At 70.3% G+C, this 12,051-nt stretch carries 12 protein-coding genes and 1 riboswitch; of the genes, 7 read left to right on the top strand and 5 right to left on the bottom strand.

The genetic code is table 11. The features are described from left to right. Positions 1–6 precede the first annotated feature (6 nt). Positions 7–651 (bottom strand): TetR/AcrR family transcriptional regulator C-terminal domain-containing protein, encoded by a 645-nt coding sequence (locus QRX50_RS12200; RefSeq protein WP_285972054.1) that lies wholly within the window; start codon positions 649–651, stop codon positions 7–9. Between the two features lie 74 nt (positions 652–725). Between QRX50_RS12200 and QRX50_RS12195 the strand changes: the two genes are divergently transcribed. After that, positions 726–1,349 (top strand): nitroreductase family protein, encoded by a 624-nt coding sequence (locus QRX50_RS12195; protein ID WP_285972053.1) that lies wholly within the window; start codon positions 726–728, stop codon positions 1,347–1,349. A gap of 5 nt (positions 1,350–1,354) precedes the next feature. After that, the gene (locus QRX50_RS12190; RefSeq protein WP_285972052.1) at positions 1,355–3,634 is read left to right on the top strand and encodes an AAA family ATPase; all 2,280 of its coding nucleotides are present in this window, start codon (positions 1,355–1,357) and stop codon (positions 3,632–3,634) included. 46 nt (positions 3,635–3,680) lie between these two features. Here the strand turns inward: QRX50_RS12190 and QRX50_RS12185 are convergent, their stop codons facing one another. Both QRX50_RS12185 and QRX50_RS12180 read right to left on the bottom strand, forming a co-directional pair. Beyond that, complete coding sequence (locus QRX50_RS12185; RefSeq protein ID WP_285972051.1) at positions 3,681–4,361, bottom strand: LytR C-terminal domain-containing protein; 681 nt, start codon at positions 4,359–4,361, stop codon at positions 3,681–3,683. Beyond that, on the bottom strand, positions 4,358–4,666 hold the full coding sequence (locus QRX50_RS12180; RefSeq protein ID WP_285972050.1) for a DUF3263 domain-containing protein: 309 nt from the start codon (positions 4,664–4,666) through the stop codon (positions 4,358–4,360). Before QRX50_RS12180 ends, QRX50_RS12185 begins: the two co-directional genes overlap by 4 nt. A 139-nt stretch (positions 4,667–4,805) precedes the next feature. On the opposite strand from QRX50_RS12180, the gene QRX50_RS12175 reads away from it, so the two are divergent. Further along, complete coding sequence (locus tag QRX50_RS12175) at positions 4,806–5,375, top strand: peptide deformylase (protein ID WP_220244671.1); 570 nt, start codon at positions 4,806–4,808, stop codon at positions 5,373–5,375. Between the two features lie 63 nt (positions 5,376–5,438). Here QRX50_RS12175 and QRX50_RS12170 read toward each other — a convergent pair whose 3' ends face one another. Beyond that, positions 5,439–7,556 carry a glycoside hydrolase family 15 protein gene (locus QRX50_RS12170; RefSeq protein WP_434533334.1) on the bottom strand — a complete coding sequence of 706 codons (2,118 nt, stop codon included), beginning with the start codon at positions 7,554–7,556 and terminating at the stop codon, positions 5,439–5,441. Between the two features lie 180 nt (positions 7,557–7,736). Further along, positions 7,737–7,868: riboswitch (TPP riboswitch) on the top strand. On the opposite strand from QRX50_RS12170, the gene thiC reads away from it, so the two are divergent. From thiC to QRX50_RS12155, 3 genes are all read left to right on the top strand, one after another. Further along, positions 7,862–9,505: a phosphomethylpyrimidine synthase ThiC gene (thiC, locus tag QRX50_RS12165; RefSeq protein ID WP_285972048.1), complete on the top strand. Its 1,644-nt coding sequence runs from the start codon at positions 7,862–7,864 to the stop codon at positions 9,503–9,505. (Overlaps the previous riboswitch by 7 nt.) 27 nt (positions 9,506–9,532) lie before the next feature. Then, complete coding sequence (gene thiD / locus QRX50_RS12160; RefSeq protein WP_285972047.1) at positions 9,533–10,351, top strand: bifunctional hydroxymethylpyrimidine kinase/phosphomethylpyrimidine kinase; 819 nt, start codon at positions 9,533–9,535, stop codon at positions 10,349–10,351. Positions 10,352–10,368: 17 nt separating this feature from the next. Further along, the gene (locus QRX50_RS12155) at positions 10,369–10,581 is read left to right on the top strand and encodes a hypothetical protein (protein ID WP_285972046.1); all 213 of its coding nucleotides are present in this window, start codon (positions 10,369–10,371) and stop codon (positions 10,579–10,581) included. A 4-nt stretch (positions 10,582–10,585) separates the two neighbouring features. Here QRX50_RS12155 and QRX50_RS12150 read toward each other — a convergent pair whose 3' ends face one another. After that, entirely contained in the window at positions 10,586–10,981 is a 396-nt protein-coding gene (locus QRX50_RS12150) for a winged helix-turn-helix transcriptional regulator (protein WP_285972045.1), read from the bottom strand. Between the two features lie 91 nt (positions 10,982–11,072). Here QRX50_RS12150 and QRX50_RS12145 point away from each other — a divergent pair, with 91 nt between their 5' ends. Next, a complete protein-coding gene (locus tag QRX50_RS12145) occupies positions 11,073–11,996 on the top strand; it encodes an NADP-dependent oxidoreductase (protein ID WP_285972044.1) in 924 nt (307 codons plus the stop codon). The last annotated feature ends 55 nt before the right edge of the window (positions 11,997–12,051 follow it).

Here is a 12,051-nt window from a genome sequence, read left to right as displayed (position 1 = left end):
CGCACGTCAGCGAGCCGCTGCGGTGCGCAGGCCGGCGAGCAGCAGGTCGAGCTGGTCGTGGAAGTCCTGCACGCAGTCGACCTCCGCCAGTGACGGCAGCACGCGGTACAGGTTCGGCAGCTCCCCCGGCGTGACCATGCGGCTGAACCAGTCGGCGACGGGCTCGTCGCGCTGCGCGACACCCCCGGCGACGGAGTCGGCCAGCGCCGCGCCGAACGTGAGCCCCATCAACGACCGGTAGCCGCGGGCCGCGGCCTCCTCGTCGAGCCCGCCGTCGAGCAGCGCGCCAAGCAAGGCGTCGATCACGCGCAACGCGCCGGGCGAGCGCGGGTTCGCCTCCTCGGCCGCCAGGGCGCGCACCACGGCCGGATGCCGCGTGAACGCCGTGTAGAGGCCTTCGGCGAGCCGGCGGACGCGGGTTTCCCAGCTCCACGACGGCACCGGCAGCGGCAGCGGCACGGACTCGAAGACGCGCGCGGTGAGCCCGTCGAGAAGGTCGCCCTTGTTCTTCACGTGGTTGTAGAGCGACATCGCCTCGACGCCGAGGCGGGCCGCGAGCTTGCGCATCGACAGTGCGCCCATGCCGTCGGCGTCCACCAGTGCCAGCGCTTCGTCGAGGACCTTTTCCCGCGTGAGGGTTTCGCGCACCACGGCCGAATCGTAGCTTACGGCGTAAGTACTTACGGTGTACGTTTACGGTGTAAGTATCGATCTGGAGGGACGCCATGGACGCCGAAACGCTGCTCACCACCACCCGATCCGTCCGCCGCAAGCTGGACCTCGACCGGCCGGTCGACCCGGCGGTGATCGAAGACTGCCTGCGCATCGCCCAGCAGGCGCCCGCCGCCGGTGGACTGCTGAAGGCCCAGCGCTGGGTCGCGGTACTGGACCCGGAGCTGCGCGCCGAAGTCGCCGCGATCACCAGGACGGCCGCCCACCAGGTGTGGCAGCACTACGCGCACCTGGCCGACACGAGCATGTTCGCCTCCGCCCGCCACCTCGTGGACCACCTCGACCGCGTACCGGCGCTGGTGCTGCCGTGCATGCCGGGCCGGCGGCCGGCCTCGGCCGCGGAGCAATCGTCGTTCTACGGCTCGATCTACCCGGCGATCTGGAGCTTCCAGCTCGCGCTGCGCACGCGCGGCCTCGCGAGCTCGCTGTGCAGCTACCACCTCGCCGGCCACGAGCCGGACGTCGCGCGCCTGCTGGGGATCCCGGCCGACGTCACGCAGGTCGGCCTCATCGCCGTGGCGCACTCGACACAGCGTGAGTTCTCCCCCGCCGCGCGGCCGCCGGTGGGCGAGATCCTGTCGTTCGACGCCTGGGCAGGCTCCGCGTCGCTAGGGTGAACGGCGTGAGCGACCCGCAGATCACACTGACCGTCAGGCACACGCCGTCCGCGCTGGATTCCCGGCGCGGAGTCGTGCGGATGCACCCCGAGGTGCTCGACGCGCTGGGCCTGCGCGCCTGGGACGCCGTGCACCTCACCGGCGCCCGCCGCAGTGCCGCGCTCGCCGCGCCGGCCGAGGAGGGCACGCCGGGCGTGGTGCTGACCGACGACGTCACCATGTCGAACCTCGGTGTGTCCGAGGGGTCCGAGATCGTGGTGACGCCGGCCGACGTCGCGGCGGCCAAGACGGTCACGGTCTCCGGCTCGCGGCTGGCCAGCGTGTCCGTGCCGCCGCAGACGCTGCGGCTCGCGCTCACCGGCAAGGTGCTCACGCGCGGCGACGCCGTTTCGCTGCTTCCCCAGGACCTCGCGCCGGCGCCGGGTTCGGACGTCGCGGCCGTGCGCGGGCAGCTGTCGCGCGCGATCGGCGCGACGTGGACCAACGAGCTGCTCACCGTCACCGCCACGGAGCCCGCGGGCGTGGTCGTGGTGGGACCGTCCACTGTGGTCAGCTGGCGCGACGGCGCCCGCACGGGCGAGACGCCGACCGACACCGTCCCCGCGCGCAGCGCGACTGCCCTCGTCCGCAGCACGGCCGTGACGGCGGCGGAGGACTACCTCGACGCGGAGGTGGTCGAGGAGACCAAGCCGGAGGAGATCTCGGAACCGGTCCCGCCCGTGGCCGACCTGGTGGGCGCGGAAGGGGCCGCGCGCAAGCTCGCCGAGTGGTTCGACCTGGCGTTCCACCGGCCGGAGCTGCTGGAGCGGCTGGGCACATCGGCGCACCTGGGGGTGCTGCTGTCGGGGCCGGAGGGCGTCGGCAAGGCGACGCTGGTGCGCTCGGTCGCGCGGGCCGAGAAGGTGCGGGTGGTATCGCTGGTCGCGCCCAACATCGCCGTGCTGGAGCCGAACACGGCCCACGCCCGCCTGCGTGAGGCCGTGACCCGCGCCGCCGAGGGCGACGGGCCCGGCGTGCTGTTGATCAACGACGTCGACGCCCTGCTGCCGGCCACGCAACCGCCGCCGGTGGCCACCGTTGTCCTGGAGGAGCTGCGCGCGGCCATGCGCCGCGAGGGCCTCGCCGTGGTGGCGACGACGCAGCGCGCCGAGTCCGTCGACCCGCGGTTGCGCACCGCCGACCTGCTCGACCGCGAGCTCGGCCTGCCGCTGCCCGATGCGAAGACCCGCATCGAACTGCTGCGGATCCTGCTGCGTGATGTGCCCGTGGAACCCGGCGCCGACCTGGGCGTGCTCGCGGAGAAGACGCCCGGGTTCGTCGCCGCCGATCTCATCGCCCTGCGCCGAGACGCGGCCCTGCGGGCCGCGCTTCGCCAGCGTGACGTCGCCGAGCCGCGAATCTCGGAGCACGACCTGCTCGACGCGCTCGCCACCGTCCGGCCGATCTCGCTGTCCACTTCGGACAACCTGGCCACCGGCGGGCTGACGCTCGAAGACGTGGGCAACATGGTCGACGTCAAGCAGGCCCTCACCGAGACGGTGCTGTGGCCGCTGCGCTACCCGGATTCCTTCGCCCGCCTGGGCATCGACCCGCCGCGTGGCGTGCTGCTCTACGGCCCGCCGGGCGGCGGCAAGACCTTCCTCGTGCGCGCGCTGGCAGGCACCGGGGCGCTCAACGTGTTCGCGATCAAGGGCGCCGAGCTGCTGGACAAGTGGGTCGGCGAGTCGGAGCGGGCCGTGCGCGACCTGTTCCGCCGGGCCGCCGACGCCGCGCCGTCGCTGATCTTCCTCGACGAGATCGACGCGCTGGCGCCGCGGCGCGGGCAGTCGTCCGACTCCGGTGTGGCCGACCGCGTGGTCGCGGCCCTGCTCACAGAGCTCGACGGCGTGGAGCCGATGCGCGAGGTCGTGGTGCTGGGCGCGACGAACCGGCCCGAGCTCGTGGACCCGGCGCTCCTGCGGCCGGGCCGGCTGGAGCGGCGCATCTACGTGCCGCCGCCCGACGCCGAGTCGCGCACCGCGATCCTCAAGGCGACGTCGAAGAACACGCCGCTGGCGTCCGATGTGGATCTGGCGGCCGTCGCGTCCACCCTGGACGGTTACTCCGCCGCCGACTGCGCCGCGCTCATCCGCGAGGCCGCGCTCACCGCGATGCGTGAATCGCTCGAGGCGCACGTGGTCACCGCCGCCCACCTGGAGAAGGCACGGCAGGTCGTCCGGCCGTCGCTGGATCCGGCGCAGCTGGCGACGCTGGAGGCGTACGCGCAGGCCCAGCAGGAACGCTGACGAAAACGGGCCCCACCTGCGCGGTGGGGCCCGTTGTTTTCGCTGGTCAGCTGCCCTTGTGGCCGCTCTGGTAGTCCTTGGTGATGATCACGATCACGCCCGGGCTCGAGCTCTGGATGCCGTCAAACCGCGGCTCGGCCTGGAACCCGAACTCGGCTGCCAGCTGCTTCGCGGCGGCCTCCTCGTCGGTGCCCGGCCGGAAGTAGGCCGTGGTGTGCGGGATGACGCCCTGCGGGTAGTTGCCGACCTCGGGCACGTTCCAGCCCGACGCGCGGAAGTCGGCGGCGGCCTGCTCGGCGAGGTGCGGGATCGTGGAGTTGTTGTAGACCCGCACGGTCACCCACTTGTTGGACGCCTGCTGGCCGGCGCCCGGCTGCCCCGGCTGGCCACCGGGCTGGCCGGGCTGACCCGGCTGTCCGCTGGGCTGGCCGGGCTGACCAGGCTGGCCCGGCTGCCCCGACTGGCTGGCCGGCGGCGAAGAGGGCGCCGACGACGAAGCCGGCGAAGAAGGAGCCGAAGACGAAGGTGGCGTCGCACTCGACGAGCCGGGCGACGACTGCGAAGACGTCGGCGACCCGCTCGAGCTGGTGGGCCCGGCGTTGTTGTCTCCCGATCCGCCACCCGAAAGCGCGGTCACGCCGCCGATGATCGCGGCGATCACGGCGACGCCGATGAGCGCGACGCCCGCGGCCCGCATGGGCCGGGACAGTCCCGAGAAGAAGCTCATGACAGTTCGATCCCCAGCCGCCTGGCGCCGCGCTTGCGCTGCCGGGCGGCGCGCGTCTTGCGCAGCCGCTTCACCAGCATCGGGTCGGCCGCCATGGCCTCAGGCTTTTCCAGCAGTGTGTTCAGCAGCTGGTAGTAACGGGTCGAGGACAGCGAGAACCGTTCCCGGATGGCGTTTTCCTTGGCACCGGCGTGCCGCCACCACTGACGTTCGAACGCGAGGATCTCCACCTCACGCTCGGTCAGGCCGCCCACATTCTCCGGCGGCGACGGCTGGTCCCCAGCCATCGACTCCGCGGCGTCCATGCGGTCCTCGCAATCGGTGTCGGCTGTCCTTCCGCGGGCGCCATTCAACCACGGAACCCATGCTCGACATGGGCATCCGGCGCGGCGCGTCACGGTCCGATCCAGGTGTATCAGACGGCTCCGACTAAACTCGCTGCTCGTGACCGTCCACCCCATCCGCATCGCCGGCGATCCCGTGCTGCACCAGCCGACCCGTGAGGTCACGGAGTTCGACGAGCAGCTGCGCACGCTGACCGAGGACATGTTCGAGACGATGTACGCCGCCGAAGGCGTGGGCCTCGCGGCCAACCAGATCGGACTCGACCTGCGCCTGTTCGTCTACGACTGCCCCGACGACGAGGGCGTCGAACACCGCGGCCTGGTGGTGAACCCCAAGCTGGAGACCTCCGAGGTCCCCGAGACCATGCCGGACCCGGACGACGACTGGGAGGGCTGCCTCTCGGTCCCCGGCGAGTCCTACCCCACCGGCCGCGCGTCGTGGGCGCGCGTGACCGGTTTCGACGTGACCGGTGAGCCGATCACCGTCGAGGGCACCGGCTACTTCGCCCGCTGCCTGCAGCACGAGACGGACCACCTCGACGGGTACCTGTACCTCGACCGCCTGGTCGGCCGCCACGCGCGGGCGGCGAAGAAGATGCTGAAGAAGAACAAGTGGGGCGTGCCGGGGCTGAGCTGGCTGCCGCCGAAGGACGAGCCGGCCGAGGCCTGAGTTTCTTTGTCGACGAGTCTCCCGGTCCCGGGTCGGGGCCGGGAGACTCGTCGTTTCAGGGGTTCAGTACCCCAGGAAGTGCTCGCGCACGACGGAAGGCTGCTCGACCGGCCGGTTCCGCGCGACGGACCAGGCCAGGCGGATGTACTGGGCGTGGGTCCAGGCGAGCGGTGTGGCCGAGGCCGTCGGGGTGCCGGGCGTGTGGCCGGGTGAGCCCGAAGGCGGGTTCTCGTCCCAGACCTGCTCCGGCATGGTGTCCGACGAGCCGGCGGCGTGGGACAGGTCGGTCAGGCGGCGTTGGGCCGAGAGACGGTTGCCGGCGGCCAGGTCGTACTCGCCGCGTTCGCCGGCGAGCAGCGGCCAGAGGCGGCCGTAAGTGGCGCGACTCTCGGACGGGAACGTGTAGTCCCACGGTGAGCCGTCGGGTTGTTCGCCGTAACCGTCCATTGTGTAGCGGTGCCAGAACTGGCCGGCCGGCGTGGTGAAGGAGATGTCGGCGTCGGTGACCTTGATGCTGTTGCGGATCACGGGGTCGTCGGCCGGGTAGATGCCGAGGCGGACGAGCTCGAGGAAGCCGGCGTCGGTGACGGAGCGCTGGTCGACGGTGAGCGACGAGTTGCCGAGGTTGTAGGTGAGGCCCGAGTTCGCGTCGCCGTTCTTCGTGAGGCGGACGAAGTAGGGCTGCTTCGACAGAGGGCCGTTGGTCGTCACGGTCTGGTGCGCCAGCCCGGCTTTGAAGCGGTCGGCCGTCGCGAGGTAGCGGGCCGCGTCGGCGTTCGCGCCCGAGTGGGTGGCCAGGTCGGCGGCGCAGACGAGGCCCGCGATCACCGCGGCGATGGTCGAGGGCGAGTAGCCGTCCTGTTCTTCCCAACGTTCCTGTTGCGTGTACGGGGAGGCCTTGCCGTCGGCGGAGCGGTAGGACAGCAGGAACTCGGCGGCGCGGCGGACGTTCGGCCACAGGTCGGTACGGCCGAGCTGCTGGGCGAGCACGATCGGGAGCGCGGTCTCGTCGAGCTGGATGGAGGTCCAATAGGGCTTTCCGTCGACGTTGCTGTTCTGCGGCAGGTGCCCGTCGGGCAGTTGCTGGGTGCCGAAGAGGTAGTCGACGGAACGGTCGGCCGCGGACCGGTCGCCGGCAGCGAGCAGGCCTGTGGCGATTTGGTAGAGGTCGCGGGGCCACACCAGGTGATAAGTGCCCGAGGGCGAGTATTCGGGGTCGTTGTTGCCGAAGCGCCACGGCATGCTCGGCGACGCGATGAAGGCGCCCGGGTGGTGTTTGTCCTCGCTCGCGGCGAGCGTCAGCACGGAGGCTCGGTACAAATCGCGTGACGCCGGGCTCGTCAATGAAGACGGCGCGGTGCGGACGGTGGAAAGGTAATCGCGCCAGCCGCGGGAGTAGTCGGCGGAAATCGCGTGGAAACCGCGGCGGGCGGAAGCCTGGGCTTTATTGACCGCTTCGGAGCCGGAAGAACCCATTCCCAGGGACAAAGTCACGTGCCGGGAACGCACGCCGTCAGCCGAAGTCTGTCCGGTGAGGACGACGTTTCCGCTGGCGGCGTGTGAATACGAAACCAGCTTTTTCGAGGCCAGCAACTGGGTCGCGCCATCCGAAACACCCGCGTATCCCACGGACGTCCGCGAAAACGCCGGGGCGGCCGTCAACGCGGCCGCCGTGGCACCGTCGGAAGCCGACGCCACCGCACCGGAAGCGGATGCCGAATCGTCACTGCCGTCGTTGGTCAGATCCGGGTCCGCCACGGCGTAGAGCGAGAGTGGCCGCCCGGCCAGCGACGTGAACTCGACGTCCACCAGCACCGTGGACCGCGCGGGATCCGTCACATACGTCCGACTCAGCCGCCACCGGCGCTGATCGTCGGTGCTGGTCTGCTCGTACGTGAGGTCGTCGACTCGCCGGACCTGCTGCGACTTCGCGGCCGACGCGAGCGTCGCGAAGGTCCGCCCGTCGCTCACGACGAGGTCCAGCGACCGCACGCTCGGGGTCGACAGATCGGGGTAGTACACCTCCGACATGCGCCCGCCCTGCAGCGTGAACCACACGTCGCTGGCGCGATCGCGGGCCGTGCCGAAGCCCGTTTTGTCCGCCGGCAGCCAGCTCGGATGAGCACCCGGCCCGCCTGGCGCGTCACCCTCGGTCGCCGAAGCGGCCGGGACCATGCTCATCGCCAACACCGTCACCAATCCGGTGAGCAGGACTTTCCGCACGAGACACCCCCGAGTCGTCGGAGACGATTGTCACGTGAACTCCTGCCGGCCGCATGCTCCGATCCGGTGAAGAACACACCGGTTGAACAGTCGCCTTGTGCTCGCGTGATCCGCCGTGGCATGGTCGAGGGACAACCTCATAACCAACGCGGGAGCTCGCGCCTTGGCGGGCTGAGAGGGCGGCTGGTGTCTGTCTGTGGACACCTGGTGCCGCCGACCGCATGAACCTGACCGGGTAATGCCGGCGTAGGGAGTGAACGTCGTTGACGACGCTGGAGAACGAGCCTGCCATCACGCCTTCCGTGACCACGGGGCCGATCACCGGTTCGCACAAGGTCTACCACCGCACCGAGTCGGGCCTGCGGGTTCCGGCACGGCGCATCGACCTGTCGAACGGTGAGCACTTCGACGTGTACGACACGTCCGGGCCGTACACCGACCCGGACGCGAAGATCGACGTCCACAATGGACTTCACCCGCTGCGCACGAGCTGGGCCGACGGCCGCGCGCACAACACCCAGCTCGGCTGGGCCAAAGCCGGCGTGATCACGCGCGAGATGGAGTTCATCGCCGCGCGCGAGCGGTGCTCGCCCGAGTTCGTGCGCGACGAGGTCGCGCGCGGGCGGGCGGTGATCCCCGCCAACCGCAAGCACCCGGAGAGCGAGCCGATGATCATCGGCAAGAAGTTCCTGGTGAAGATCAACGCCAACATGGGCAACTCGGCCGTCTGGTCCTCAGTGGAGGAAGAGGTCGACAAGATGGTGTGGGCCACCCGCTGGGGCGCCGACACGATCATGGACCTGTCCACCGGCAAGCGCATCCACGAGACGCGCGAGTGGATCGTCCGCAACTCCCCCGTACCCGTGGGCACCGTGCCGATCTACCAGGCACTGGAGAAGGTCAACGGGGAGCCGGAGAAGCTGTCGTGGGAGGTCTACCGCGACACGATCATCGAGCAGTGCGAGCAGGGCGTGGACTACGTCACCGTCCACGCCGGAGTGCTGCTGCGTTACATCCCGCTCACCGCCCGGCGCGTGACCGGCATCGTAAGCCGCGGCGGCTCGATCATGGCCGCGTGGTGCCTCGCGCACCACCAGGAATCGTTCCTCTACACGAACTTCGAGGAACTCTGCGAGATCCTGCGCAAGTACGACGTCACGTTCTCCCTCGGCGACGGCCTGCGTCCCGGCTCGATCGCCGACGCCAACGACCGCGCGCAGTTCGCCGAGCTCGAGACGCTGGGTGAGCTCACGCACATCGCGCGCGAGCACGACGTGCAGGTGATGATCGAGGGCCCCGGCCACGTGCCGATGCACAAGATCAAGGAGAACGTGGAGCTGGAGGAACAGCTCACCGGCGAGGCCCCGTTCTACACCCTCGGTCCACTCGCGACAGACATCGCGCCGGCGTATGACCACATCACCTCGGCCATCGGCGCGGCGCAGATCGGCTGGTACGGCACGGCGATGCTGTGCTACGTCACGCCGAAGGAGCACCTCGGCCTGCCCAACCGCGACGACGTGAAGACCGGCGTGATCACCTACAAGATCGCCGCGCACTCCGCCGACCTCGCCAAGGGCCACCCCCACGCGCACGAGTGGGACGACGAGCTGTCCAAGGCCCGCTTCGAGTTCCGCTGGAACGACCAGTTCAACCTTGCGCTCGACCCCGATACCGCGCGTTCGTACCACGACGAGACGCTGCCCGCGGAGCCGGCGAAGACCGCCCATTTCTGCTCGATGTGCGGCCCGAAGTTCTGCTCGATGCGGATCACCCACGACGTGCGCAAGTACGCCGAGGAGCACGGGCTGTCCACTGTGGAGGCCATCGAGGCCGGCATGGCGGAGAAGTCGGCCGAGTTCGGCGAGCAGGGCAACAAGGTCTACCTCCCGGTCGTCGGGCAGTAGCTCCACCCGCTATTAGAGGCAGTAGTCATGACTGAAACCCCCCGCACCGCCCTCACCATCGCCGGATCCGACTCCGGTGGTGGTGCGGGCGTGCAGGCCGACCTGCGCACGTTCTTCGCCCACGGCGTCCACGGGCTCGTCGCGCTCACGGCCGTCACGGTGCAGAACTCGCTTGGCGTGCAAGGCTTCACCGAGATCCCGGTCGACGTCGTCACGGCGCAGATCAAGGCCGTGGCCGGCGACATGGGCGTGAACGCGGCCAAGACCGGCATGCTCGCCACGGCCGACATCATCGAGGCCGTGGCGAAGACGCTCGACGAGGTCCACATCGGACGCGACACGGACACCCCGTTCGTCGTCGACCCGGTGGCCGCGTCGATGACCGGCCACGCTCTGCTGCGCGAGGAGGCGCTGGAGGCCATCCGCACGGAGCTCTTCCCGCGCGCCACGCTGATCACGCCGAACCTCGACGAGGTGCGGCTGCTCACCGGCATCACGGTCACCGGCGCGCAGACCCAGCGCGCGGCGGCCGGCGCGTTGCTGGAGTTCGGGTCTCGGTGGGTGCTCGTGAAGGGCGGGCACCTCTACGAAGCCGAGGATTGCGTGGACCTGCTCACCGATGGCACGGACGTGCTGGAGCTCAGCGGTGTGCGCATCGACACCGACAACACCCACGGCGGCGGCGACACGATGGCCTCGGCCATCACCTCGTCGCTCGCCAAGGGCGCCGACGTGCCGACGGCCGTGACCGAGGCGAAGCAGTTCATCGCACGCTGCGTCGCCGAGGCTTATCCGCTCGGCGCCGGGGTGGGGCCGGTGTCCCCGTTCTGGCGGCTCGCCGACTGAGCGGCCACACTGGACCCGTGACCGACGACACCGCCGCCCGCGCACTGTGGGCGCAGATGCCTTTGGACCTGCAGTTCGAGGTCGACCAGCTGGTCTCGGCCAACAAACCGGCGGCGGCGCTGAAGGTGATCCGGAAATGGGGCTTGGACCCCAAACCGGGCATCGCCGAATCGCGCGCGGTGACCGACTACCGCAAGAGCGTGCTGAAGCCGCCGCCCCGCTTCACCTGAGTCGCTAGTTGACGGGTTCGAGCGAGCGCGTGTCGTAGGTGCTGCGTGCGTCGCGGATCCGGTCGAAGTTCGACTGCGACCACGTGCTCAGGGCCACCAGGTGGGCGCTGACCTCGGCGCCCATCGGGGTGAGCGCGTACTCCACCGTCGGCGGTGTGGTCGGGAAGACCTTGCGGCTGACGAAACCGTCGCGTTCGAGGTTGCGCAGGTTCTGCGTGAGCATCTTCTGGCTGATGCCGCCGACGGCGCGGCGCAACTCGCCGAAGCGGTGTGCCCGCTGCGCCAGCACGCCGAGCACGAGCGCCGTCCACTTGTTCGCGAGCAGGTCGAGCACGTCGCGACAGGGACAGCTCTTCAGGTAGACGTCCCAGGATCCGTGCTGGTCACAGGTGGTATCCATCAGGTACCTACTATACCGGGAAGTGCCTTCTGGCGAAAAGTGACCACCGGGCAGAGCATAGGGGACAACCAACCGGAAGGAGAGATCCGAAATGCGCGTGGTGACCCAGCGGGAGTTCGGCGGCCCGGAGGTGCTGCGGGTGACCGAGGCCGACCGCCCGGCGCCGGGCCCGACGGAGGTGCTGGTGCGCGTGCACGCGGCCGGCATCAACCCCGTCGATTGGAAGACCCGGGCCCACCCGGTCTTCATGGGCGAGCCGCCGTACACGCTGGGCTGGGACGTGTCCGGCGTCGTCGAAGAGGTGGGTTTCGGGGCCACCGGGGTGAAGCAGGGCGACGAGGTGCTCGGCATGCCGTGGTTCCCCCGCGAGGCCGCGGCATACGCGGAGTACGTGACCGCGCCGTCGCGGCAGTTCGTGCGCAAGCCGGCCGGGCTGTCGCACGTGGAGGCGGCCGGATTGCCACTGGCGGGGCTCACGGCGTGGCAGGCGCTGGTGGACGTGGCGGAAGTCCGGAGTGGACAGCGGGTGCTCGTCGACGCGGCGGCGGGCGGTGTCGGGCACCTCGCCGTGCAGATCGCAAAGGCGCGCGGTGCCTACGTGCTCGGCACGGCCAGCGCGGCGAAGCACGATTTCCTGCGATCGCTGGGTGTGGACGAGCCGATCGACTACCGCGATGAGCACGCAACAGCGGCGGACCTTGACGTCGTGCTCGGGCTCGTCGGCGAGGACAGCGATCTGCGCTGGCTGCCGTCGCTCAAGCCGGGCGGCTTGCTCGTCAGCGTGCCCGGCGGCGTCGGCGCACGGGCTCAGGAGGAAGCGGCGAAGCGGGGTGTGCGGACGGCGCCGATCCTCGTGGAGCCGGACCGCGTCGGGCTGCTCGGGCTGGTGGAGCTCGTGGAGGCCGGGCAGCTGAAGGTGCACGTGGACCAGACGTTCCCACTCGAAGACGCGGCGAAGGCCCACGAGGTGGGCGAAGGCGGCCGGGTCACCGGGAAGCTGGTACTCACCGTCTGATGTGGACGCACAGCGGCCCCCGACCGCGCGGTCGGGGGCCACTGTGGACTGTCCG

The sequence above is a fragment of the Amycolatopsis sp. 2-15 genome (assembly GCF_030285625.1).
Taxonomy (GTDB): domain Bacteria; phylum Actinomycetota; class Actinomycetes; order Mycobacteriales; family Pseudonocardiaceae; genus Amycolatopsis; species Amycolatopsis carbonis.
Note: the sequence above shows the minus strand (reverse complement) of the source record. Positions and strands in the feature narration are given on the sequence as shown.

Excerpts from the sequence above, each read along its gene's own strand:
- QRX50_RS12195 (WP_285972053.1), top strand. The coding sequence starts at position 726 with ATGGACGCCGAAACGCTGCTCACCACCACCCGATCCGTCCGCCGCAAG.
- QRX50_RS12170 (WP_434533334.1), bottom strand. The coding sequence starts at position 7,556 with ATGAGCATGGTCCCGGCCGCTTCGGCGACCGAGGGTGACGCGCCAGGC.
- QRX50_RS12185 (WP_285972051.1), bottom strand. The coding sequence starts at position 4,361 with ATGAGCTTCTTCTCGGGACTGTCCCGGCCCATGCGGGCCGCGGGCGTC.
- thiD (WP_285972047.1), top strand. The coding sequence starts at position 9,533 with ATGACTGAAACCCCCCGCACCGCCCTCACCATCGCCGGATCCGACTCC.
- QRX50_RS12150 (WP_285972045.1), bottom strand. The coding sequence starts at position 10,981 with ATGGATACCACCTGTGACCAGCACGGATCCTGGGACGTCTACCTGAAG.
- QRX50_RS12145 (WP_285972044.1), top strand. The coding sequence starts at position 11,073 with ATGCGCGTGGTGACCCAGCGGGAGTTCGGCGGCCCGGAGGTGCTGCGG.
- QRX50_RS12180 (WP_285972050.1), bottom strand. The coding sequence starts at position 4,666 with ATGGACGCCGCGGAGTCGATGGCTGGGGACCAGCCGTCGCCGCCGGAG.